Origin of the sequence: Hydrotalea sp. (assembly GCA_030054115.1) — a bacterium.
GTDB lineage: Bacteria > Pseudomonadota > Alphaproteobacteria > JASGCL01 > JASGCL01 > JASGCL01.
Genome location: JASGCL010000010.1, coordinates 19,180 through 44,970, shown reverse-complemented (window position 1 = coordinate 44,970; position 25,791 = coordinate 19,180). Strand labels below are relative to the sequence as shown.

At 49.0% G+C, this 25,791-nt stretch carries 15 protein-coding genes and 1 tRNA gene; 11 read left to right on the top strand and 5 right to left on the bottom strand.

What is annotated here, in order from left to right; genetic code table 11:
- The first annotated feature begins 201 nt into the window (after positions 1 to 201).
- Positions 202 to 1,878: an energy-dependent translational throttle protein EttA gene (ettA, locus tag QM529_03400; GenBank protein ID MDI9313708.1), complete on the top strand. Its 1,677-nt coding sequence runs from the start codon at positions 202 to 204 to the stop codon at positions 1,876 to 1,878.
- A gap of 19 nt (positions 1,879 to 1,897) precedes the next feature.
- Here ettA and QM529_03395 read toward each other — a convergent pair whose 3' ends face one another.
- Complete coding sequence (locus tag QM529_03395) at positions 1,898 to 3,610, bottom strand: AIPR family protein (GenBank protein ID MDI9313707.1); 1,713 nt, start codon at positions 3,608 to 3,610, stop codon at positions 1,898 to 1,900.
- Positions 3,611 to 3,739: 129 nt separating this feature from the next.
- Positions 3,740 to 3,813 (bottom strand) — tRNA-Cys (locus QM529_03390).
- A 162-nt stretch (positions 3,814 to 3,975) separates the two neighbouring features.
- Here QM529_03390 and QM529_03385 point away from each other — a divergent pair.
- From QM529_03385 to QM529_03360, 6 genes are all read left to right on the top strand, one after another.
- Entirely contained in the window at positions 3,976 to 4,818 is an 843-nt protein-coding gene (locus QM529_03385; GenBank protein ID MDI9313706.1) for a histidine phosphatase family protein, read from the top strand.
- A gap of 51 nt (positions 4,819 to 4,869) precedes the next feature.
- The gene (locus QM529_03380; GenBank protein MDI9313705.1) at positions 4,870 to 6,270 is read left to right on the top strand and encodes an FAD-binding oxidoreductase; all 1,401 of its coding nucleotides are present in this window, start codon (positions 4,870 to 4,872) and stop codon (positions 6,268 to 6,270) included.
- 2 nt (positions 6,271 to 6,272) lie between these two features.
- Positions 6,273 to 10,343 carry a 2Fe-2S iron-sulfur cluster-binding protein gene (locus tag QM529_03375; GenBank protein MDI9313704.1) on the top strand — a complete coding sequence of 1,357 codons (4,071 nt, stop codon included), beginning with the start codon at positions 6,273 to 6,275 and terminating at the stop codon, positions 10,341 to 10,343.
- Between the two features lie 7 nt (positions 10,344 to 10,350).
- Positions 10,351 to 11,112 carry a hypothetical protein gene (locus QM529_03370; GenBank protein MDI9313703.1) on the top strand — a complete coding sequence of 254 codons (762 nt, stop codon included), beginning with the start codon at positions 10,351 to 10,353 and terminating at the stop codon, positions 11,110 to 11,112.
- Positions 11,113 to 11,146: 34 nt separating this feature from the next.
- Complete coding sequence (locus QM529_03365; protein ID MDI9313702.1) at positions 11,147 to 12,835, top strand: ATP-binding cassette domain-containing protein; 1,689 nt, start codon at positions 11,147 to 11,149, stop codon at positions 12,833 to 12,835.
- Between the two features lie 95 nt (positions 12,836 to 12,930).
- The gene (locus tag QM529_03360; GenBank protein ID MDI9313701.1) at positions 12,931 to 14,370 is read left to right on the top strand and encodes an aminotransferase; all 1,440 of its coding nucleotides are present in this window, start codon (positions 12,931 to 12,933) and stop codon (positions 14,368 to 14,370) included.
- 1 nt (position 14,371) lies between these two features.
- Here QM529_03360 and QM529_03355 read toward each other — a convergent pair whose 3' ends face one another.
- The 3 genes from QM529_03355 to fdhF are packed head-to-tail and all read right to left on the bottom strand — an operon-like array spanning position 14,372 to position 18,500.
- Complete coding sequence (locus QM529_03355) at positions 14,372 to 15,334, bottom strand: hypothetical protein (protein ID MDI9313700.1); 963 nt, start codon at positions 15,332 to 15,334, stop codon at positions 14,372 to 14,374.
- A gap of 20 nt (positions 15,335 to 15,354) precedes the next feature.
- Complete coding sequence (locus QM529_03350; protein ID MDI9313699.1) at positions 15,355 to 15,594, bottom strand: DUF1289 domain-containing protein; 240 nt, start codon at positions 15,592 to 15,594, stop codon at positions 15,355 to 15,357.
- A gap of 41 nt (positions 15,595 to 15,635) precedes the next feature.
- On the bottom strand, positions 15,636 to 18,500 hold the full coding sequence (gene fdhF, locus QM529_03345; protein ID MDI9313698.1) for a formate dehydrogenase subunit alpha: 2,865 nt from the start codon (positions 18,498 to 18,500) through the stop codon (positions 15,636 to 15,638).
- 217 nt (positions 18,501 to 18,717) lie between these two features.
- Here fdhF and clpX point away from each other — a divergent pair, with 217 nt between their 5' ends.
- The 4 genes from clpX to glnA all read left to right on the top strand — a co-directional run bounded on the left by clpX (position 18,718) and on the right by glnA (position 25,605).
- Positions 18,718 to 20,439, top strand: coding sequence for an ATP-dependent Clp protease ATP-binding subunit ClpX (gene clpX / locus QM529_03340; protein MDI9313697.1), 1,722 nt, complete (start codon positions 18,718 to 18,720; stop codon positions 20,437 to 20,439).
- Between the two features lie 282 nt (positions 20,440 to 20,721).
- Positions 20,722 to 23,385: an endopeptidase La gene (gene lon, locus QM529_03335; GenBank protein ID MDI9313696.1), complete on the top strand. Its 2,664-nt coding sequence runs from the start codon at positions 20,722 to 20,724 to the stop codon at positions 23,383 to 23,385.
- Positions 23,386 to 23,432: 47 nt separating this feature from the next.
- Positions 23,433 to 23,750: a thioredoxin gene (gene trxA, locus QM529_03330; GenBank protein ID MDI9313695.1), complete on the top strand. Its 318-nt coding sequence runs from the start codon at positions 23,433 to 23,435 to the stop codon at positions 23,748 to 23,750.
- A 445-nt stretch (positions 23,751 to 24,195) separates the two neighbouring features.
- Positions 24,196 to 25,605, top strand: coding sequence for a type I glutamate--ammonia ligase (glnA, locus tag QM529_03325; protein MDI9313694.1), 1,410 nt, complete (start codon positions 24,196 to 24,198; stop codon positions 25,603 to 25,605).
- Positions 25,606 to 25,791: the final 186 nt, after the last annotated feature.

Here is a 25,791-nt window from a genome sequence, read left to right as displayed (position 1 = left end):
GAGGTTGTTCGGCCTGTCCCGTATTTTTATCGATAGCTCTCTTTCCATCTTGGCGAGGTGCAAGGCCTGATGGAGGGGTTGGCAACCGGCCTGGGGGTTGCGTTGCAGTTTTAGGCCCGTTATTCATTCTGCTGTTTACAAGCTCCGCCTTTTTTGCTTTATATAAAAGGTAACAATAACTTTGAGCATCGTAGAAAAATCATGGCACCGCAATTCGTTTATTTCATGCAAAATGTCGGGAAAATATACCCGGGGGGCAAGGAAGTCCTAAAAAATATCAATTTACAATTTCTGCCCGGCGTTAAAATTGGTATTTTGGGCGAAAACGGCGCGGGGAAATCGACGCTGTTAAAAATTATGGCCGGCGTGGACAAAGATATAACCGGTGAGGCCTGGGCCGCCGACGGCATCACCATTGGTTATTTGCCGCAGGAGCCAAAATTGAATCATGACCTGACGGTGGGTGAAAATGTCATGCTGGGGCTGGGGGATTTAAAAGACCTGGTGGTGGAGTTTGAGCAAATCTCCGCCAAATTGGGTGAGGTCACCGACACCGACGAAATGGAAAAATTATTAACCCGCCAAGCCGAATTGAGCGACAAAATTACCCACGCCGACGCGTGGGATTTGCAATCGACGATGCAGGTGGCGATGGACGCCCTGCGTTGCCCGCCGGAGGATTGGGGGGTGAAAGACCTGTCGGGGGGGGAGATGCGCCGTGTCGCCCTGTGCCAATTATTGTTACAACGGCCGGATATTTTGTTGCTGGACGAACCGACCAATCACCTTGACGCCGATTCAATCGCCTGGCTGGAACGATTTTTGGAAGATTACAAGGGCACGGTGGTGATGGTTACCCACGACCGATATTTTTTGGATAATGTCACGGGTTGGATTTTGGAATTGGATCGCGGCACCGGCATTCCGTATCAGGGGAATTATTCGACATGGTTAAAACAAAAACAACAAAGGTTGGAGCAAGAGGGCAAAACCGAATCGGCGCGCATGAAATTTTTGAAGGACGAGGAGCAATGGATAAAATCGAACCCGAAAGCGCGGCAAACAAAATCGCAAGCGCGGATAAACGCATATGAAGAAATGTTGCAACATAGCGCGACGCGAAAACAAACCACCGATTCGCTGTTTATTCCGCCCGGCCCACGGCTGGGCCATATTGTTATCGAGGCGAAGAACCTCACCAAGGCCTATAACGATAAATTATTGTTTGATGACCTGTCATTCACCATTCCGCCCGGCGCGATTGTTGGCATTATCGGCGCGAACGGGGTTGGCAAAACCACGCTGTTCCGTTTGTTGTCGGGGCAAGAAAAACCCGACGCTGGCGATATCACGGTGGGTGAAACGGTGACTATCGGTTACCAAGACCAACGGCGCGATTCGTTGGACGCCGGCAAAACCGTGTGGGAAGAAATTTCAAATGGTTTGGATAATTTGGAGGTTGGCGGTCGCGTTTTCCCGTCGCGCGGTTATGTTGGGTTGTTTAATTTTAAGGGGCCCGACCAACAGAAAAAAGTTGGCTTGCTGTCGGGCGGCGAACGTAACCGCATTCATTTGGCCAAGGTGTTGAAATCGGGCGGCAATTTGCTTTTGCTGGACGAACCGACCAACGATTTGGACGTGGAAACATTGCGCGCGTTGGAGGAGGCGATTTTGGAATTCGCTGGCTCGGCGGTTATTATCAGCCACGACCGGATGTTTTTGGACAAATTGGCCAGCCATATTTTGGCGTTTGAAGATGACGGCATGGTGCAATTTTGGCCCGGCAATTACCAAAGTTACGTGGCCGACCGCAAAAAACGACTGGGCGCGGAAGCCGACAAACCCCACCGCCCAAAATTCCGAAAGTTTAGTAGGTAGCTATAAAATCAGTTTGTTTTTACGAAATTTCTGATTTTAGCCAAGCGTTCACTTTTTGCAACATCTCAGTGCCTTTTGAATAAGTGTGTCCGTCATCTGCCTTATCATATATATTTTTAACACCCGAATATGCACGATTAATTAATTTATCATCAACTTTATCTACCTCTATCTTAGATATTTCTTTTGCAGTTGGCTGCTCCTTTTTTAATAAAAGTATGGGAATGGACATCATAATATAATATAAAATATCCTTGCTCTGAAATGTGCTTATTTCTTCGTGCTTAATTTTATTTTTTAAAAATTTATTTGTTACTCGAAGCAATTCTGTCGCTATATAGTAAGTATCTAATGGGTAATTCGTATTAAAAATTTTACCATGTTTATCTTTATCCTTAAGATAATTAGATGGTCGCGCCCTTGCATCGTCAGGCTTTTTTTCGACTATTGCTAAAATTGCTTGCGCTAACGCTTTTATAGTAAGAATTTCAGAAGCTTTTTTTCCTTTCTCTTTATAAAAATTTTTTCTTCTATCATAAAAAATATTATATTTTTGCAAATGGTCTTCTATGTTATAATGAATTTTTTCTGTTGCGTAAAGTGCTTCTGGAGGAACTGCTGTTTGTGTATTGGTTGAACGAATAATTTTATCTATGCTCTTTTTATCTTTTGGAATAATCACTTTAATTAAAACAGCATTTTCTTCTCTAGCAGGTTTTAGATAATCGAAAATCGTTCTAGAAGTCTGCAATCCATTGACTATCATTGGATTATCGATGTTAGCGTCGTCAGAACGAGGAGAAAATTGATCTGCAATAATGGTTACCCCATTGTTTAGCCATAAAAAATCTTCGGCTCCATCACTGGCAAGGGTATCTTGCATGGCTTTATTTGCCGATTTTTTATTTCCTTGATAAGCTCTAATATTGTTTTCAAAAAGGCTAATATCTATATCATCCTTGGGATTGCCAGACTCATCTCTCGCTTTTAAAAATTCTCTAAAATCTTTTAACTTGCAAAAGAACAAATAACCATCTTTATGATTCATACATGTATTATTTATAAATTTAATATTTCTAATTTTCTTTGGGCGACTCCTTGCAATTTCTAGTAATTCTTTCGTCGTATAAAATTTACTATCAAAATAAAAATCAAATTGATTTCTTGCTCTTATATCATTTATCTCTTTATTTAAATATTCTTTTAAATCATCACTATCTTGATGGGACCTTTTTGCCGAATAATGATAAAACAGCTCTATCTTTTTAGGAAGAGTTGCTCCTCTAATTTCTCTATAGTTTTTAATAATTGCTAGTAATTCGGGTCTAACAATAGAAGCGTTATTATTAAAATCTTTATCCGAGCAAAAAATTAATCTCCTAACTGTGTCAAGAAAGTTAATAACTTTTTTCTTTTCAAAATAATCATCACATGTCGATTGGATAGCTATTATTTTTAAATCTTCAACATCATCAAATTTTTTTTCATCATTAATTGATATTAACTCTCCATCAATAAAAATATAAATTGCATCAATGCCGCCATCCTGTGTGCCATCAATAATGCCCTCGCCTATCTGCGCGTCATCAAGGTTATAATCCTTTAAAATAAAATTTGCACAAAAAAGTTCAAATCTTTCGCCATCGTCGAATCCCTCATCGGCGATTTTTTCACTTATTTTTTTATTTAATAGTAAAATTTCATTTTGATGCTCTGGTGAATGTTTATTCATTTTATTATACCTCAAGTGGAATAATAAATTAAGGATTGTAATTCATCAAGCTAAAAATTACTGCTTGCAATCCAAAAAAATACATTCCTACTCAACTACGGCAGTTTCGCGCGTTCATCGCGCATATGTTGGAGGTGCGAGCCGGAATTGAACCGGCGTACGAGGTTTTGCAGACCTCTGCGTAACCACTCCGCCATCGCACCATAACATTAGGAAAATGTTTAATTATCGTTTATCGGGGGTTTGACATCCATAGCTTAAAACATGTAATACCGCAATAGTGGCGAATGGACGATGATATTGCGCCCCCCCACCAACACCGATAACGCCCCGATTATGAACCAAAACCTGTTGCGGACAAAATAATGAACAAGGTTAAGAGTAACGTTACAAACGCGCCAGTCAATGAGCACAGGGGTCATGGCGGGCATGGCCAGGGCAAAAAAATTTTCCTCCTGCGCCATGACCAGGTGGTTTTTCCCGCGCAACATGGTTCGGCCGGCCAACCCATCGGCGGTGTGATTTTGGGACAATTGGATTACCCCATTACCGCGGCGCGCAACCACGAACGTTACGCCATGGTGGCGCGTGCCATTATCAACGCCACCGCACAACAACTCGATAATATTTGCGATGATATTTATTTTGCCGGCTCCGACCTGCTTCGCGTGCGCCAAACATTTGACCATTTGCTGGCCGACCTGCGTCGGCAGAACCCAGCATTTGCCGCAACGCCGCAACTTAACACCGACAAGGGTTTTCGCGAACAACATTTTGGCGCGTGGCACGGCATGACCTATGCCGAGGTTGAGGCGCGGGATAAAGTCGCCTATGACATATTTTGGCAAGATTTTATCAACCGCGCGCCCCCCGCCAATAAATCCCCCGATAAATACCCCAATAAATGTCCCGATAAATACCCCGATAAATCTCCCGATAACGAAAATACTAGCGAAAGTTTTATCATGCTTTACCAACGGGCGACAACCACGCTGGAAAAATTGCTGGCCACATGCCGTGAAAAAAACATCGTCATCGTGGCGCATGACGGGGTGCTTCGCGCCATCATGGCGTTTTTTTATCACACGGCCGAAAACCAACTATTGACTGATGCCTTAAATAAAGCCATGGCGCGCAAAATCCCCTATTTATCATTATTAAGGTTGGACTATGAAATCGGCGCAAAGCCTGTTATAGAATTTTTGTAGAAATTTATTTCTATGTCTATAAAAAAATAGTATAAAAAATATTATGGAGCCATGCAGTCTTCCCCCCGCCCCTATGTTATAAATGACACCATTGAGGAAGTGGTAAAAAAAAATCACGCGGTGATTATTATCGGCGGCGATACCATGGCATTGTCTATCGCCCATTATTTGTCGCAAAACCACGATGGCGAGGATATTTTAATCCTCAGCCCGACAACGCTGGGCGCGACCATCGACAACCGCCAATGGGCAATGGTGCGTGCCAATTATCAAACCGGGGCCAACACGCCATTTTTTGAAATGAATTTAAAATTGTGGGAAGACCTGCACCGCGATATTGGTTACAATGTCATGTTGTCGCAAATCGGTGCGATAGAATTATTAACAAACGACAAAATGATAAAAAACGCGCGTTATCGCGGCAACACCATGCGCCTGCATGGCGTCGACGCCGATTATTTGGAATTGGCCGAATTGCGCCGCATTTTACCGTTGGTCGATTTTTCTGACCAAGCCAGCCAAACGGTGCTGGCCGGCCTGGCCCAGGGGCGCGCCGGTTTTTTTAACCCGATGGCGGCTTTCTACGGCTTTTGGCGAACCTTATCGGCGCGGCGCGTCAAAATTGTCCAACATGCCAGCATCAAGGAAATTATCTTCAGCAAAAATGGTCGCGGCACCAGCGGGGTTAAAATTACCCGCAACGGCACCACCCACAGCATTCACGGCCAAAAAATAATCTTGGCGATGGCCGACGGCGGGGCCAGACTCCTGACCAACAGCCCCGACCATAGTCCGGAATTAAAAAAATTCTTCGCCCGCGAAATGACCGCAATGTTTGGCAAAAACATGGCGGCCGGTGCCTGGCCATGGGTGGCCGCGACCGAGGTCGAATTGTTATCAGAAAGCCTGTCGCCGATGATGGATAAAATAATTCAATTTCCCACCACGTTCGGCGGCATTGCCGGCCAAGATGACGCCGTGGCCCAGGTCAGCATCGGCCAGGGGGAATTGGGCAATGTCTGGTTCCGCGCCTTCGCCCGCCACCCCCTGCCAAACAACCTAACCAATATGGAATTCGATGCCACCACCAGCGACGCGTTTTTTGCGCACCTGGACCAGATGGACAATGTTGATAATATCTCGCACCGCGCCACGGTGTTGGCACGGGCGGCGGTGCAATTAATGCCGGCGTTGTTGCGGGTAAAATTATTAACCCGCTGGCACCAAACATATTTGGCATCGTTCGACGGCTCGCCGATTATCGACCGGCTGTTTGATAAAAATGATCTTTACATGGTGACCGGCATCAATGGCGATGGTTACGCCCTGGCCCCCGCCGCCGGCGTGGCGATGGCGCATTTGGTGGCAACCGGCACACCCCACCCATCGGCCGCCGATTATGGTTTCCAACGTTTTACCAAGGGGCAATTCCTTTATGAAAGGGCGATATAACGATGAAAATAAAAAAAGACAAACCCCAAACGCCAACTGCGGTGGTCGCCGACGATTCCTTGCGCGTTGCGCCACAACAACTTGGCGCCGGTCGGCCATTTGGTGTCGCGGTTGATACACGCCGGCCGGTGGCGTTTTTTCTTGATGGCAAAAAATACTTGGGGTTTCATGGTGATAACGTGGCGGCGGCATTGCTCGCCAACCAGCAAAAATTTTTGGCGGGCTCACTGCTTTACCATCGGCCGCGCGGCATGCTGGCCGATAAATTTTATGAAAGCAACGGCTTCGTTGCCATCGGCGATAAAACCGGCAATAATCACCGCCATGGGTTTGAACCGGCCATGGCGGTCGGCACCCTGCCGCTTATCCCAGGGGCAAGGTTCTATCGCACGCGCCACCCGGACAAATTTTCCTCCATCCAATTTTTTAATAAAACGCGCGAGGTCGTCTCGGCCATGCCCAAACCCATCAGCCAGCCGGCGCGATTGTCAAAAAATTTGGGCAATCGTTTGGCGCGGGCGGTTGGCACCAGCGACGTTTCCCGCGACGATATAAACCAATTGCGCGACGACACCCACCGCGCCCTGGGGTTGATGAACGGCTTCACCGGCAAAAATTTTGCCACCACCAGCGGCGGTTTTTGGACTGATTTTTTACGCCAGATGATGGGCTACGCGCCGGCACCATTGGTCAACCCGGCATTCCAATATATGGGGCGCGATACCGCCACCCAAGTATTTTACGACAACCAATTTCACCAATATGATGTGGTGGTGGTTGGCGGCGGGGTCGATGGTGCGCTGGCCCTGCAATCGTTGATGGCTAAACTTGGCAAGTCATCGGTCAGCATTGCGCTGATAAGCAACGAAACCGACGATGTCACCATGGCCAAGATGAGCGATGCCATCGGCAAGGCAAGCGCGCGGTTGCGGCTGGACCCGCGCATTTCATGGTTTTTTTCCACCACCGCGGTGACCAGCAAGAAACTCAAAGGTCCGGCATCCGCCGACAAAACAAAAAATGCCCAAGCGGCCATGCGCGAAGATATTATCGAAATCACCGCCAACAGCCACCATACCCAGCGCGACAACCACGCGGCGGGCGAGGTTATATGGCGCGAACAGCATCATGTTTTTCATTGCCGTGCGGTAATTTTGGCCACCGGCAAAAGCGAACAATTATTGCCGTTTGACAACAACGACCTGCCGGGCATCATGGGTTTTGGCAATGCCGTCAAATTATTAAAAATCTATGGCGTCAAACCCGGCCATCACGCGGTTATCATCACCAACAATGATAGTGTTTATCACCATCTGGATTACCTCCATTCGGCGGGGGTTAGTGTCTCGGCGGTTATCGATATCAGAAAAAACATTAACCCGGCGTTGCGTGCCATGGCCCAGGCGGCGGGGGCCGAGGTTTTTGAATTTTACTACCCGAAGCGCGCCCGCGCCCTTTACAGCCAATCGGCACCAACCATTTTCCCACGCAGTATCGGCAAGGCGATAAAAATGCTGGGCCGCGTGGTGCGCACCGACAACCCGACCGTGGCGTCGCTATTGGCGGTGCAACAGCTGGATGAAGATGAAACCGCCACGCCAGAAAAATTATCACCCGAACCAACAGCCGGGGAACAATTATCAACAACCAAAAACTTGGCCAAAAACGCCACCAGCAAAAAACAAAAACAACCGGCCGAATTATATGTCGCGCCGCAGGCCAGCAAAATTGTCCTGGCGCGCCCCGACCAAACCGATGAAGCCCTGTCGGCGGAGACCGAAAAGATTTTTAACAGCGATTGCCTACTTGTAAGCGGCGGGTTTCAACCACGGCTGTCGCTGTTCACGCAATTGCTACCCAAGGACAAGCGGGAGGGGGATTTCCTCACCTGGGTCGAACCATTGCAGGCTTACCTGCCCAAACATTGGCCGTCGCAAGTTTTTTTGGTTGGCGCGGCCGGCGGATGCTTCGTGGGCCACAGCGGCCACCAAACCGATAGCAATAATAACATGGCGCATAAAATGGCAAATGATGTCGCCAGCGAAATTGCCAATTTATTAGAGGGCAAGTCTGTGGGTAAATCTTTGAGCAAGTCAGGGGGCAAAAAATCAACTGGCGAAGGTAACATGGTTGCATATCACCATGGCCTGACCATCATGCCCCATCGGTTTTTGCCCGACACCCAGCATTTGGGGCGCAACAGCTTCATCGACCACCAATATGACGTGAAGTTAGAACATATCCATGGCTCGTTCGCCGCCGGTTACCACACGCCATTTGCCATCAAACATTACAGCAAATTGGGTTTTGGTTTTGACCGTGGTCAGGGTGGGTTGTCGCTTGCCCTGGCGTATCTTTACGGCAACAAAGTAACCGACGCCGCGACGACAATGCAAAATATCATCCAGCAAAATAATATCTTTGGTGAATTGCACGGCATGGCCCACCCCACCGCCTTGGGTGCGCTGGCGCACCTGCCGCTTGATGGTCGGCAATTTTTTAACCAAGTAGCGGTTAAGGAGGAAATGCCGCTCTATCCCCTGACCCATCGGCCAAAGTTTTTTAATGTCATCATGCACCCCGAAAATAACCTGAGCAACGACCATGGGGCGCAAACCACGGTCGAGGATGGTAAAAAAATTGCCAATTATTATCCATACCACGCGGGGGATGAAGCCGAGGAGGAGTCGCTCGAAGAAAAACAAAATATCCTAAATGGCATCGGTTTTGCCGATGGCTCGGCGGTGACGACGATAAAAATTATAGGCAAGCGGGCGATTGATTTCTTACAATTTTTATCGGCGACCAAAATCAGCAACAGCAAGGTTGGTGCGGCGGGCGGTGTTACCCTGCTCAACCCGCGCGATGGTTTAATTCTAGCGCGCGGCCGCTATATGGTGCGTGCGGCGGATATGGTTATCCTATCCCTGCCGTTGCGCTTGCCCGCCATGAACCAGCCCACCAATAATCATCAGGTGGCGCAATTCATCACGCACCTGGCGCGGGTTAATAGATTCGCCTTGGGCATCATCGACGACAGCGAGCAATCGGCGACCCTGCGCTTGGTTGGGCGCGGCGTTGCCCTGCTCCTCAGCCAATTTTATAACGGGCAGTTAATCGAAAAAACCATCGAAAAAATATTGGGCAAAAACGCCGCTGTAAAAAAATCCTTCACCAAGGACGAAAAAGAAAATTTAGACCAGGTGGCAAGGCAATTGCTGATAAAGAACTTACCGCTCAACCAAGCGCAACAGGTTGAGTGGCGCGGCTTTTCGTTTTTGCTAAGCCGGCGGCGTTTCCTCCCCGCCTATTACATCGGCGGCATGGTGGCCGACGTTGAAATAACCTGCCAAGCCGACCAGGCGGTGGCGCTATACCAACAATTATGGCATGGCGCGCTCGCCCCGCAAAATGATGAAGAAATGCCAGCCGCTAAAAAATTATCGGGTAAAAAATCGGCGGGGCAACCGGCCACAACCATCGCGCTTGGCGACATCATTGACGCCATGGGGTATCGGCCATTTGGGCTGGGGCGGATAGCACTGGATTATTGGCGTATGTTAAAGGGCGATGGCGCCCATGGCACGGTCGGCGAAATCGACGGCGGCCATAGTCTTTACGATAGTCGGCTTAACGATGCCATGCGTGATGGGAAGTTTTCCGGCCGCGACGAGGCATCAAAAGATTTCCTCGGCCAAAAAAATCGCGAACGGCTCTGCGGTTTTATCGCCGCCACGGGTGCGCCCGGCACCAACCTTAATAGTAACTTTAACCCGCTGGTCAGTGCCGGCCAGCAGGCGATTATCCGCGCCGGCAGTATCGTGCAGGAAATTGATAAAGAACCGCTGGCGCAGGGGCATGGCATCGGCCGTATCACCAGCGCGACCTATTGCCCGATAAGAAAAAAATACATCGCCCTTGGTTTTGTCCGCTCGGCACTTGACCCATTGTCTGGTAAATGGAAAGATCCATTCGGCCAGGAGGTCATGATTGCCGACCCATTGTTTAAAAATTACCAACGGGCAATAATTGTGCCCTACCACCAACTTGGCTTACCCGAAGCAAAGGAATAACATCGCCATGAAAAAAAACCCATCCGCTTCCGCCGTGCCCAGCACCTCGCCACTTATATTATTACCGGTCGGCGATTATTGGCATCCGGATTTTCCCGGCCTCACCGGCCTGGCCGGTGCCGATAGCCCCGACCGCGGCCGTATCGATAATGCCCTAACCGAAAGTTATGTGGATAAAAGCCGCCCCGATGGGTTTATCATCAACCACGGGCTTTTGCTGACCGGTGTTGCGCCCTTGGCGCATCATGCCTTGCAAACATTGGTCGCGCCGGTCGGTGAGGCGCACCCTGAAAAATTTTTAATAAACCTGCTGGGCAAACTTGGCGCGGCAAAAAACTTATCGCCCATCAGGCAGGATATTTATTATCAATCATCGCTGGCGGTGAAAAAATCAGGCCTGTTGGTAATGCGCTGTAGCGAATCATCGGCGATGGTTTACAACGAACAGCACAAGCCCAGCCCGCGCGATAACAAATCGCCATCGCCCTTCATCCAACCTAGCGGGGCGGGTTGGCAATTGGTGCGGGTCAGCGGGCAAAAAAAATTAAATGATTTTCTGTCGAGCTTCATTCCCTTACCGAAAGACAACAAATCAGGCGATAATTTTTATTGCCTGTCGATTTTAAACAAACCGCTTTATATTTTTTACCAGGGCGATGAGGCCTTGTTTTTTATTCCGCGCTCGGCCGCGGCGTCGCTGTTTTGTCATCTTGCGCTGGTGGCGGCGGTGAAGACCAACAACCTCACCCGTATCAAAATTGATTATTAACCGCAGGGTTTTATTTTAGATTTTTTACGGCCGCATGACAAATTCTAATGACATCCTGCTGACGGTTAAAAACCTCTCGCTGGAGCTCAACCATAAAAAATTGCTCGACGATGTTTCCTTCACCCTGCGCCGTGGGGCGGGGGTTGGTTTGGTTGGCTCATCCGGCGCGGGCAAAACAATATTGGCAATGGCTATCCCCGGGCTTTTATCCCCCTATCAACCATTTGGCGGGACGGGCAGTATCACCTGCTTCGGCGAGGAATCGGCCACCACCGATTTCAAGGCACGCGCCAAATTTCGCGGCGCAAAAATTGGCGTGCTGTTCCAGGAACCTCATTCGGCCCTCAACCCGCTACACCGCGTTGGCCGGCAATTTGCCGCCGCCATGTTGGCCAGTCGCGGCCTGGCGATGCTGGGCCAGGAACATATCGATTTCATGGCCAATCTTTGCGCTGAATTATCTTTGCCGCGCTTCAGCGTCGAGAAAAAAAACAACCGCGATAACCTGGCCGATGATTTTTGGCAACGCTACCCGCATCAATTATCCGGTGGGCAGAAACAACGTATCTTGCTCGCCATGGCATTGGTGGGGGAGCCAGATATTTTAATCGCCGATGAACCCACCACCGCGCTGGACCAGCATATCAAAAATCAATTGTTAGCGATGATAAAAAAAATAATCATCACCAAAAAATTATCGCTGATTTATATCAGCCACGATAAATTGGGGCTGGAGGATTTGACATCCGAATTATTATTATTGCGCGACGGCAAGGTTATCGAGCAAGCCCCGACCACCACCATGCTGACCAACCCGCGCACCGATTATGGGCGGGCGTTTTGGCAAATGAACTACCCCGAAAAAAAACCAGCCAACCAAAACCAACCCGATGATACCGATATTGTCTTGGCGGCGCGCCACCTGTCGATGACTTTGCCGCTCAATAATAAAACAACCTATCAATTTTTTAACCAGTGGCTTTTCTTTTGGCAAAAAAACAAAGCAAGCCAACCACCGCAGGTAAAAAAAATTCTGCAGGATATTAATTTTTCGCTTTACCGCGGGCAAACCCTCGGCGTTATCGGTCAATCGGGCGCGGGCAAAACCAGCCTGTGCCAGGCGTTGCTTATGCTAACGCCAAAGCAATATTTAAGCGGCGACATCATGGTCGCCGGCAATAATTGGCGCGGCTTATCAAACCGGCAATTGCGCGCGCAACGACGCAACATGCAGGTTGTTTTCCAAGACCCATTTTCATCGTTGCAACCGCGGCAAATTATTATTGATATTGTCGCCGAACCAATGTTGATGCGGGGCGACAAATCGGCCAAGCAAGCCGCCATCACCGCCGCCGAGGATATGTTGCGCGAGGTCGGAATCGATAAATCATTATGGCACAATTACCCGCACGAATTATCCGGCGGGCAAAGGCAACGGGTGTCGCTGGCGCGGGCACTTATCATGCAACCAAAAATTCTTTTGCTGGACGAGCCAACCTCGGCGCTTGATAAAACCACCGCCCGCGACATGATAGAATTGTTGTTAAGGTTGCAGGAAAAACACAACATCGCCTACCTGTTGGTTAGCCACGATATTAACGTGGTGCGCGCCCTGAGCGATAATATCATTGTCATGCACAATGGTATTATTATTGAGCAAGGCGAAAAAAATACGCTGTTGCAATCGCCGCAGACCCAGGAAACCAAATTATTGCTGGTATGATTTTGCTTGCTATTTACAATTGGTTTGGTAATCTGCAAAAAAATTAGAACCAATAAAAATAACAACAAAATATTTTAGTAGATTATTATTTTCCCATGGCCAACATATTACACAACAATCCACCCTTTTCCGACGACGAAAAAAAAATGCTGTGGCAGGGGGACAACGACCATATTATCCACCCATGGGAATTTATGGAATATTCGGGCACGAACAAACGCGCGATGTTTGAACGGGGCGAGGGGGTTTTTGTTTACGACCAAGATGGCAAAAAAATTCTCGACGCGCCGGCCGGCATGTGGTGCATGGCGTTGGGCCATGGCCGCCATGACATGGTTAAGGCTATCACCGCCCAGGCCGAAAAATTATCCTACTATTCACCATTTGCCATGACGTCGTCCATCGCGGTGGAATTTGCGCGCGAGTTAACCAAACACACGCCGGGCGATTTGAACCACGTGTTCTTTACCAACTCCGGGTCGGAGGCGGTTGATTCCGCCCTGCGGTTTGTTTTTTTCTATAACAATTTGCTGGGCCGCCCGACCAAGAAAAAAATTGTCAGCCGGCAAAAAAGTTACCACGGCGCGACCTACCTATGCCAGGGGATAACCGGCCGCGAACGCGACCGCCCATTTATGGACAGCGCGACCCATTTGGCATTGTTTTTGGAATCGCCAAATTTGTATTTCAAACCCGACAATATGTCGGAGGAGGATTTTTTAAAAACCCGCCTGAAAGAATTTGAAGATTTAATTGCGCAACATGGTGCCGACAATATCGGCGCGTTTATTGCCGAGCCGATTCAGGCGTCGGGCGGGGTGATTGTGCCGCCGAAGGGTTATTTGGCGGCGATGCGCGCCATCTGCACCAAGCATGATATTTTGTATATTTCGGACGAAGTTGTTACCGGTTTTGGCCGCATGGGCCATGTGTTGGCGAGCGAGGATTATTTCGGCATTGTGCCCGACATCATCACCACCGCCAAGGCAATAACTGGCGGTTACATGCCGATGGGGGCGTTTTTCCTGTCGGATAAAATTTACAACCAAGTGGCCGGCGCGGAAAAAGTCGGCGGGAAAAATGGCGCGGTTTTCACCTCGGGCTTTACCTTTTCCGGCAACCCGATGGCATGCGCCGCCGGGTTAAAAACCTTGGAAATTTTTGAAAAAGAAAATATCCTCGGCCATGCCAGAAAAATCATTCCCTATTTCCAAAAACGATTACGCGAACTGTTGGAAATTCCGATTGTCGGCGACGTGCGCGGCGAGGGGTTAATCGGTTGTATCGAATTGGTGGCCAACCGCAAATCGGACAAGGACGACAATGGTTTGTTAAAACTTGACCGCGGGGTTGGGTTGATGGTTGACGCCCATTGTTACAACCTGGGCCTGCTGGTGCGGCCGATTGTGAACCTGTGCGTTATGTCGCCGCCCCTGACCATTACCGAGGGGGAAGTTGATTTCCTGGTCGACACGTTAAAAGAGGGCGTCAAACGCACCATGATGGATTTAAAGAAGCAAGGGGTTGTGAAGTAGGTTAAATAAGCTGTTCATCCCATTTGTCGCAACCGGTAAAACGGATAAATTCTTCCCTGTCTTTATCGTAGCGAATAATTCTGAGTATATTTATTTTTTTCATATCCTCGTTGGTGATGTCTTCCTTGGTCTGACAGCCATACCCGTCTTGATATTCCTCATATTCTGTAAATAATTTATCATTTTTATAAATAATTTTTTTGCTTTTTAAGTGTCGATTTACAAATCTATCGACTGCTTGGCGTCCTAAATCAACATTACATAAAATAGAACATGGAATAACTGCCTCTATAATAGATGGAATGCCAATTTTTCTTAATGTTTGGCCAATAACTAACTCTTCATTGCCACAATATAAGGCTTCGCCACCCCAACATTTTACTAATCTACCATAATCAGGACATTTTGAATTATCTGTTTCCCCTTCCAATGGGTCACCAGACACAAAGCAAAAAATATTCTCCCTGCGTTTTCTTTCATTAGCATCAGTATAAGCATTATATTTTTTTAAATGATTTGCTTGCTCTTCGGTTAGATATTTCTGTTCTACCAATTTATCAATTCGCGTTGCTAGAACCGCCGAATTCGGCAAGGACAGCCCGCTATTTAATATATCCCCTATTTCATATTCGGTTAAACGCGTGTAATGCACCAGCAGAAATGAATGTTTTTGTAAAATGTTTACTAAATCTGTCTTAAATTTATCACGACATATATTAAATTGTTCCTTGCCCCCATATTTTTTATATATATTATTGATAATTTTTGCTGATGGTAGCTCATTTTGTTCTGCTATCATCGAAGCATTAGATGGACTGCCATTGCTTTCTTTGTCTATTTGCTCGAGCTCGATTTTTATAATCTTCTCATCAACCAACAATTCTTCGTGCGCCGCCAAAAATTCCTTAACCTCTATCGGCCAAGTATTTAAGTCTCTTATAACAATCGGTTGATTGCTTAACATCGCTTATCTAAAACCCCCCCCTACCCCCGCCGTTTTACTCTATCACGCCGGGGTTGAATGCCGTCGCGGTCGTGGCGGCGGGTTTTTAATTGTTGGAGAATATCCCATTTCTGCGCCTCGCTCGCCGTGCTCCAAATTTTAATTTCTGGAATAGTGCGCAAACAACCCTTGCAATAACGCCTTGCCTCGTCCATCTCGCACACGCCAACGCACGGGCTGGGCAGGGCAAATGTTAAATGGTTGGTTTGCGCGTCAGTCATTTTATATTTTTCTCAATTTTTTTTAACCACAGGCAAAACCATTACACCGCGGCGCGAATATTATGCCCCATTTTGTCGCTTGGCATTTTTTTGCCATCGCTTTTCGCAACCTTGGCCGCGCAAAATTTAAATTCGGGAATCTTGCCAAATGGGTCCAACGCCGGGTTGGTCAACATGTTCGCCGCCCCCTCGGCAAAACAAAATGGCACAAACACCATGCCGCGCGCCACATCGCGGTCGGCCCGCACCGGCACCGTAATTTCGCCGCGCCGCGTGCTGATGGTTATATCGTCCCCTTGGGTAATATTTTTTTCCGCCATATCCTGCGGGTGCAAATGCGCCACCGCCGCCCATTCCAACCCGTCCAACACTTGGGCGCGCCGCGTCATTGCGCCAGTGTGCCAATGTTCCAACAACCGGCCGGTGGTTAAAATCGTCGGGAATTCTTTGTCCGGCACTTCATCGGGCGGCAATAAATCAACCGGCACCAATTTCATCTTGCCCGACGCCGTGGGGAATCCACTGCCAAAAATAACCGCCTTGCCGGGTTTTTCATCGGCACAGGGATACGTCGCCACCCCATCGCGTTGCAACCGCGCCCATGTAATGCCGGTAATCGACGGCATGGTCTGGCGCATTTCCTCGTAAACCTCGCCCACATTTTTATATTGCCAATCCAACCCAATTTGGTTGGCGATAAGTTGCACTATCTCCCAATCTTGTTTGCATTCGCCCAGCAACCGCAACGCCGGTTTTGCCAATTGCACCTGGCGGTTGCTGTTGGTGAAACTGCCCGATTTTTCGGGGTAAGCCGAGGCCGGCAAAATAACATCGGCAAAAAAACAGGTCTCGGTCAGGAAAATTTCTTGGCACACCAAAAATTCCAACTTGGCCAATGCCTCGCGCGCGTGCTTCATGTCGGGGTCGCTCATCGCCGGGTTTTCACCCATGATATACATGGCGCGAATTACCCCCTTCATAATATCGCCCAAAATTTCCACCACGGTCAGGCCGCGCTTCGGGTCCAATTGCATGCCCCAAAAATCCTCGTAAAATTTTCGCACCTCAATATTTTCGACCGATTTGTAATCGGGAAAAAACATCGGGATAAGGCCGGCGTCAGATGCTCCCTGGACATTATTTTGACCGCGCAGTGGGTGCAACCCGGTGCCCGCCTGGCCAATTTGACCGGTGATGCCGGCCAGCGCGATTAAGCAACGGGCATTGTCGGTGCCATGCACATGTTGCGAAACCCCCATGCCCCAAAAAATAATCGATTTTTTGGCGGTGGCATAGGCACGGGCGACGGCGCGAATTTCATCGGCCGGAATGCCGCAAATGCTCGCCATTTTTTCCGGCGTGAATTTTTTATTACGTTCCTTCAACCCCTCGTAATTTTCAACATATTGTTTGATATAATCCTCGTTGATTAAATCCTCCTCGATGATGGTGTTTATCATCGCCGACAACAATGCCACATCGGTGCCGCCCTTAAATTGTAAATGCTTCCAGGCATGGCGCGTGATGCCGCTTTTGCGCGGGTCCATAACGATAATTTTTTTGCCCTGTTTGGCGGCCTGCTTAAAAAAAGTTGCCGCGACCGGGTGGTTTTCGGTCGGCCGCGAACCAATGACAATAATAACATCGGCCAGCAAGGCATCGGTAAATGGTGCCGACACCGCGCCCGACGAAATCCCCTCCATCAATGCGGCGACCGACGACGCATGGCACAGCCTGGTGCAATGGTCGACATTGTTGGTTTTAAAACCGGTGCGCACCAATTTTTGGAACAGGTAAGCCTCCTCGTTCGAACCCTTCGCCGAACCAAAACCGGCCAGCCCCTTGCCACCATGTTGTTGCAAGACGGCGGTGAAATTGTTGCCGATAATCTCTAAGGCTTCATCCCAACTGGCGCGGCGAAAATATTGGTCGAGGTTATCTTTATTAATCTGGTCGTCCCATTTTTTTGCCGGCGCGTCGGCGCGGCGCACCAATGGGTATTGCAACCGGTCGTCGTGCCGCGCGTAATCCATGCCGAACCGCCCCTTGACGCATAATTTATTATGGTTGGCCGGGCCGTCGCGCCCATCAACCTTGACAATAAAATCCTTGCCGGTATTTTTATCCTCGCTGGTGTAAATTTTTGTTTGGCAACCCACGCCGCAAAACGGGCAACCGCTGTCGGTTTCTTTTAATACCATTGGTTTGAAATCACCGACCGCCTTGTTGTCATTTGCCTCCACCGCCTTGACCATTTGGTTTTGCGGCATCAACGCACCAGTCGGGCAGGCCGCCACGCATTCGCCGCAGGCAACGCAGGTCGAATGACCCATCGCGTCATGTTGGTCAAAAACAATTTCTGAATCAAAACCGCGCCCCGCCATGCCGATGACGTCGTTGACCTGCACCTCTCGGCAGGCGCGAACACACAGGTTGCATTGAATGCAAGCATCCAATTGCACCGCCATCGCCGGGTGGGAAAAATCCTGCGCCGTTGCCGCCTTATGCTGGTTTTTGGGAAAGCGGCTATCCAGCGCGAAACCATGTTGTTTCACCATCGTGGCAAATTGCCCATCGGGGTTTTTGAAATTGCCGGCCTTGTCCTTTGGTTGGTCGGCCAGCAACATTTCAAAAACCAACGCGCGCGATTTTTTGGCGCGTTCGCTGGCGGTGTTGACCTCCATCCCCGTGGCGCATTTCCGCAGGCACGATGCCGCCAAAACCCGCTCGCCCTTAACCTCCACCATACAGGCGCGACAATTGCCATCGGCGCGATAACCCGGTTTGGGCAGGTAACATAAATGCGGAATTTCGACGCCGGTGCGGGTGGCGACCTGCCAAATGGTTTCGCCGTCGTCATAGGGCACGACCTCGCCATTAAGAATAAGGGTGTTTTTATCGCTCATTTTTTGTTGATTTTATTATGGATGCCAATCGCTTGCTTCCCTTACCTATAGCCGCTTTTTCCGCAAAAAGAAATTGGATTTTTTGCGCGGGTTTTGTCATGTTTTATGCCCCATTTTTTGGCGATATTGCATTACCGATGCCCTCATCCTAGTGGTTGTGTTTTGCGTGATAATGGGCTAAAATAAACATTGAGAGGGACGAAAGTTAATATCTGCAATGAGTGACGATAACAAAACCCCGCCCGATGACGACCTCAATGGTGAGCGCGATGGCACCGCCGATAGCAAAAAATCGTTAAAGGACGCCGCGAACAAAGGGTCGGGCAAGGTGGCCGATAAGGTCATGGATAAAACTGGCGACAAGCTGGCCGATAAGCACGGTGATAAGGGCGGCGACAAAAACACCGGCGCGGAAAATAAAGCCGACAATAAAGTTGATAGCAAAAATAACACCGCCAGCGGTGGCGATAAAAAACCGAAAACGCCGCTGACCTGCTCCTTTTGCGGCAAAAAACAGCAGGAGGTGCAAAAATTAATCGCCGGCCCGGGGGTTTATATTTGTAACGAATGCGTCGCCCTGTGTAACGATATTGTCGCCGAACAGCGGCCGCAATTGCGCTCGGTCGGCGGTGGATTCTCCGACAGCATTTTATTGACGCCGCAAAAAATTGCCGATTTCTTAAACCAATATATCATCGGGCAAGAGGGGGCGAAAAAAATCCTCGCCGTCGCGGTTTACAACCATTACAAACGTCTAAAACATTTGGAGCAGGTCGCCAACGGCGATACCGCCAATGGCGCCACCAACGGCGCGGGCAATGGTGCAACCAATGGCGCGGGCAATGGCACCGGCAAGGCGAAGCCAGCCGTTGAATTGCAAAAATCAAATATCTTGTTGCTGGGGCCAACCGGTAGTGGCAAAACCCTGTTGGCGCAAACCCTGGCCAAATTGCTTGATGTGCCCTTCACCATCGCCGACGCCACCACCCTGACCGAGGCTGGCTACGTCGGCGAGGACGTGGAAAATATCCTGGTGCGCCTCCTGCAGGCCGCCGATTACGATGTTGGCCGCGCCGAAAAGGGGATTGTCTATATCGATGAAATCGATAAAATCAGCCGCAAATCAGAACACCCCTCCATCACGCGCGATGTTTCGGGCGAGGGCGTGCAACAGGCCTTGTTAAAAATTATCGAGGGGACGGTGGCCTCCGTCCCGCCGCAGGGCGGCAGAAAACACCCGCAACAAGATTTCTTAAAAATGGATACCAGCAATATCCTGTTTATTTGCGGCGGGTCATTTGCCGGCATCGAAAAAATTATCGAGGCGCGGTCGAGCAAAACCGGCATCGGTTTCCACGCCCAACCGATGATGAAGGACAAGGACATCAGCGACCGGCAAAACGAATTGTTGCAACGGGTCGAGGTCGGCGATTTGATAAAATACGGCTTAATCCCCGAATTTGTCGGCCGGTTGCCGGTGGTGGCGGTTCTGCATGATTTGGATAAATCGGCATTGATTGATATTTTGACCAAACCGAAAAACGCCCTGTTGAAGCAATACCAAACCCTGTTTAGTTGGGATGGTGCCATGTTGACCATGACCGATGAGGCGTTGGACAAAATTGCCGGCCTGGCGTTAAAGAAAAAAACCGGCGCGCGTGGCCTGCGTGCCATATTGGAAAAATTGCTGACCGACACCATGTTCCAATTGCCCAATTGGCAATTGGCCGGCGATAAGGGCGGGCAAAAGGTCGCCGAGATTATTTTCAATGGCGACACGGTCGAGGCACTGGGCGCGGAAATTATCAGCGACAGCGATACCTCGGCCAATCAAAAAACCGGCGCGGCGGGTGGTGGCGATATGGCAAGCGATGACAAAAAAGCCAACGCCGCCAAGCCGCTGATTATTTATGATAAGGGTGAAAAAAAACCAGCCTAAAGATTTGATTTTATAAAAATGGCTTTTTCTTTTTTTCTTGTCCCCCTTGCCCCCCCTTGTATTTTTACCCTGCCAGCACTATCTTACTATTGTTGGAGGGTTACAAAATAATTTACCATAATGATTTATAAGGGGAAAATAAATATGGGGGCAAATGTTTTATAAATGGGGCGCGAGGCATATAAATTGCAATTCCATAATAACTAGACTTGTAAATAATCTTCTAAATAATTTTGAATAACCATCACCAGTAATGAATAATAACCATAGCGAAAAACCAGCATGAGCGATAATTTTAACAACCCCGAATCGGTGAAATCTACCGACCCATTTGGCAAGGGGGCCGCGGTGATGAAACGCCTGATACCAGTTTTGCCATTGCGCAACCTGGTGGTTTTCCCATCGATGGTGGTGCCGTTGTTTGTTGGTCGCGAAAAATCCATCGGCGCGCTCGAGGAAGTGATGCGCACCGACCGCGAAATTTTGCTCCTGACCCAACGAGCCGAGGATGTCGAAGACCCAAAGCCCGAGGAGTTATATGAAATCGGCACGCTGGGCAATGTGTTACAATTATTACGCCTGCCCGATGGCACGGTGAAGGTGTTGGTCGAGGGCGGCAAGCGCGTCCGCGTCAAAAAATTCTATCAGGGCGACCAATTCATGTCGGCCGAGGTTTCCGACTTGGAAGAAAAAATTAAAAACCGCGAGGAATTAAACCCGCTGATGAAAACCTTGGTCGAGCAATTCCAGGAGTTTTTTCAACTGGGCAAACAAATGCCGGTCGAATTGGCCAGCTCGATAGAAAAAATCACCGACCCGGGCAAACTAGCCGATACCATCGCGCAAAACTTGACCATCAAATTATCGGAAAAACAGGCCTTGCTCGAAATGCTGGTCATCGACGAGCGGTTGGAAAAAATCTTAAGCTACCTCGAGGGCGAAATTTCGATGGTGCAGGTTGAGAAAAAAATTCGCAACCGCGTCAAACGCCAAATGGAAAAAACCCAACGCGAATATTATTTGAACGAGCAGATGAAGGCCATTCAAAAAGAATTGGGCTCGGGCGAGGATGGCTCCCCCAAAAATGAATTGGATGAATTAAAGGCCAAGGCCAAGAAATTGAAATTGCCGAAGGAGGCGATGGAAAAATTCAACGCCGAATTAAAAAAACTATCGATGATGGGTGCCATGTCGTCCGAGGCCACGGTCGTCCGCAATTACCTTGATTGGATACTCTCCCTGCCGTGGCAGAACCCCACCAAATTATCGACCGATTTGAACCTGGCCGAGGAGGTGTTGAACGAAGACCACCATGGTTTGGAAAAAGTCAAAGAACGTATTTTGGAATATCTATCCGTCCTGCAACGGGTGAAAAAAATGAAGGGGCCGATATTATGCCTGGTCGGGCCGCCGGGGGTTGGTAAAACATCGCTTGGCCAATCTATCGCCCGCGCCACCAATCGCCAATTTGTCCGCATGAGCCTGGGCGGGGTGCGGGATGAAGCCGAAATTCGTGGCCACCGCCGCACCTACATCGGGTCATTGCCTGGTCGTATTTTGCAATCGATGAAAAAAGCCGGTAGCACCAACCCATTGTTCTTGCTGGATGAAATAGACAAATTAGGTGCCGATTGGCGCGGCGACCCGTCGTCGGCCTTGCTCGAGGTGCTTGACCCCGAACAAAACAGCCATTTCCACGACCATTATTTGGAGTTGGATTACGACCTGTCGCAGGTGATGTTTATCGCCACCGCCAACAGCCTGCGTATTCCACCGGCCCTGCTCGACCGCATGGAAATTATCCGCCTGCCCGGCTACACCGAGGATGAAAAGGTCGCCATCGCCGAAAAACATCTTCTGCCAAAAATTGCCAAGGATTATGGTTTTGAAAACGGCGCGCCGGCCGAAAAACCGGCAAGCAAAAAAGCCGAGAAGGACAAAAATGATTCTGCTGACGTAGCGTTGGATAAGGTCGCAATGACCGCGGGTGATGAAGCAAAACATGGCGATGCCATCAGCGACGCCAAGCCAGCCGATACCGACAAGGCCGACAATGCACCCAAACGCGCGAGCGGTGAAAAAGAATGGGATGTAACCGAATCGGCGGTGCGCGATTTGATAAGATACTACACGCGCGAGGCCGGCGTGCGTAATTTAGAACGCGAATTGCAAAAATTGGCGCGAAAGGCGATGCGCAAAATCCAACAGGAAAAATTACCAACCGTGACCATCAACGCGGAAAGCCTGGGGCAATATGCCGGCGTGCGCCAATTCCGTTTTGGTTTGGCCGAACAGAAAAATTTAATCGGCGTCGTAACCGGCTTGGCCTGGACCGAGGTCGGGGGCGATATATTGATGATAGAATCGATTTTAAAACCCGGTAGCGGCAAGGTCAGCAAAACCGGCAATGTCGGCAAGGTGATGCAAGAATCGGTCGAGGCGGCGGAGAATTATTTAAAATCGCGCGCCGCGTCCTTTGGCATTGACAAAAAAACCATGACCAAAAACGACGTGCATGTGCACGTGCCCGAGGGGGCAACGCCGAAAGACGGGCCATCGGCCGGTATTGCAATGTTGACATCGCTGGTTTCCAGCTTGACCGGCGTGCCGGTGCGGAGTGACGTTGCCATGACGGGGGAAATCACCCTGCGCGGTCGTGTCTTGCCGATTGGTGGATTGAAAGAAAAATTATTGGCGGCATTGCGCGGCGGGATTAAAACCGTGCTTATCCCCAAGGAAAATGAAAAGGACCTGGTCGAATTGCCGCAGGTGATTAAAGACAACCTGACCATTATTCCGGTGGAAACCGCCGATGAGGTGTTGGCGGCCGCCCTGACGCAAAAATTAACGCCGGTGGTGTGGGATGATAAGGACAATAATAACCCGATAGTGCCCGCTATCGAGGAAGAGGTCGAGGACAAAAAAACCGACGTGGTGCATCAATAATTTTGAGCTGACTTGACAAACAACCAAAAAAATTAGAAAGAGAAAACATGAGCGAAAAACTAACCGATAAAGATTTTAACCAAAAGGTATTGGAAAACCCATTGCCGGTGTTGGTCGATTTTTGGGCCGAATGGTGCGGCCCGTGCAAGGTTGTCGGCCCGATTTTAGAAGAAATCGCCGAAGCGAAAAAAGATAAATTGGTGGTCGCCAAATTAAATATCGATGATTTCCCGGAAATTGCCGGTGATTATAACATTCGTTCTATCCCCACCATGTTGCTGTTTAAGGGCGGCAAGGTGGTTGACATGCGGGTGGGCGCCATGGCGCGCGGGCAAATTGAAACCTGGCTTACGCCACAGCTTTAATACAATAACATAATTTTTTTATAGGGCGCGCTTGAGTGCGCTGGTTTTGTCGCGGCGGTGCCATTGTGCGCCTTGCGGTGAGATGATGCCACCTGTTCCCTGCTCTGTTCCCCTGCCCTGTTCCCCTGCTCCTGTGCCACCCATTGCGTCCAGCGGTGATATTTTGGGCAGGGTGGTAACTATCGCGCAACTTGGTGGTTTTTGTCAATAATAAACCAGTGATTTTTTGCAAAAAAATTTTTAAAAAATTGCATTTTTCCCTTGTGATTCGGTCGGACTCATCATAGTAATAAATTCCAAGTTTCGGTTTCTGGTCGCTTACCGTTCTGTTTTTGTGTAAAAACAATCACGAACAATAGGTCGCAAGATAAGAAACGACACCAAATAGCACCAACTTGGAATTATTTTCATCACCATTAACAATAATTATATAAGGAGAGAACAGATGTCATCCGCCAAAGACGTTTTAAAAAAAATTAAGGACGAAAACATAAAATATGTTTCGTTCCGCTTCACCGACCCACGTGGCAAATGGCACCATTTCGCCCAAATGGCCAATACCGTGGAGGACGCGTTGGACGAGGGATTGATGTTCGATGGTTCGTCAATCGAGGGCTGGAAGGCGATTAACGAATCAGACATGTTGTTAAAACCCGACGTGTCGCGTTGTTTCGTCAACCCATTTACCGCAGAACCCGAATTGGTTATTTTTTGCGACGTTATCGACCCGGTAACCGGCAATAATTACGAACGCGACCCACGTTCTATCGCCAAAAAATCGGTCGATTATTTAAATTCACTCGGCATTGCCGACACCGCCCTTTTCGGGCCGGAATCTGAATTTTTTGTGTTCGATTCGGTTAAATGGAGCAACGAGCAAAATTTGGTCGCCTATAGCTTTGACAGCGAAGAATGGCCGTCAAATTCATGGAAGGATTACGAGGACGGCAACCCCGGCCATCGGCCACGTCAAAAAGGTGGTTACTTTCCGGTGCCGCCAGTTGACCGTGGGGTTGATTTCCGTGCCGAGATGCTCGATGCCTTGACCGGCATGGGGTTGAAAATGGAAAAACACCACCATGAAGTTGCGCCGGCGCAACATGAATTGGGCATGAAGTATGACACGTTGGTTGCGACCGCGGACAACATGCAAATTTATAAATTCGGCGTGCATAATGTTGCCGAATCGTTTGGCAAAACCGCGACCTTCATGCCAAAACCGCTTCACGGCGACAATGGCTCGGGCATGCATGTGCATATCTCGCTTTGGAAAAATGGCGAAAATACCTTTGTGAAAAAAGGTAATTACGCTGACCTTTCCGAAACGGCATTGTTTTTTATCGGTGGCGTGATTAAACACGCAAAGGCCCTTAATGCCTTCACCAACCCCTCGACCAACAGCTACAAGCGGTTGATCCCCGGGTTCGAGGCACCGGTGATGATGGCCTATTCGGCGCGCAATCGCTCGGCGGCTTGCCGCATTCCCCATGTCGCCAATTTGAAGGCGAAGCGGGTGGAATTCCGCTTCCCCGACCCGTTGGCCAACCCCTATCTTTGCTACACCGCATTGTTGATGGCGGGGCTGGACGGCATCAATAACAAAATCCACCCGGGCGACCCGCACGATATGGATTTGTATCATTTGCCGCCCGCGGAATTGAAAAAAATTCCGACGGTGTGCCATTCGTTGCGCGAGGCGTTGGAAAGTTTGGAAAAAGACAATTCGTTCCTGACCAAGGGCGATGTCTTCACCAAGGATTTCATCGAATCATACAGCCAGATATTATGGCAACAGGTTTACCGGTTGGAACACCACCCACACCCGGCCGAATACGACATGTATTATTCGCATTAGTATCAATATATTCGCCCTACCGCTTCGCTGCTTGAGGGCAATATATTTGCCCTCAAGTAGTGAAGTGATGCCCTCAAGCAGTGCAACGATAGGGCAACCATATAGGGCGAATAAACTGCCTACCTAGTGTAAACGCATAAATTTGGGCGGTTTTTTTGGGACTTTTTTTTATGCCCATTTTGCGAT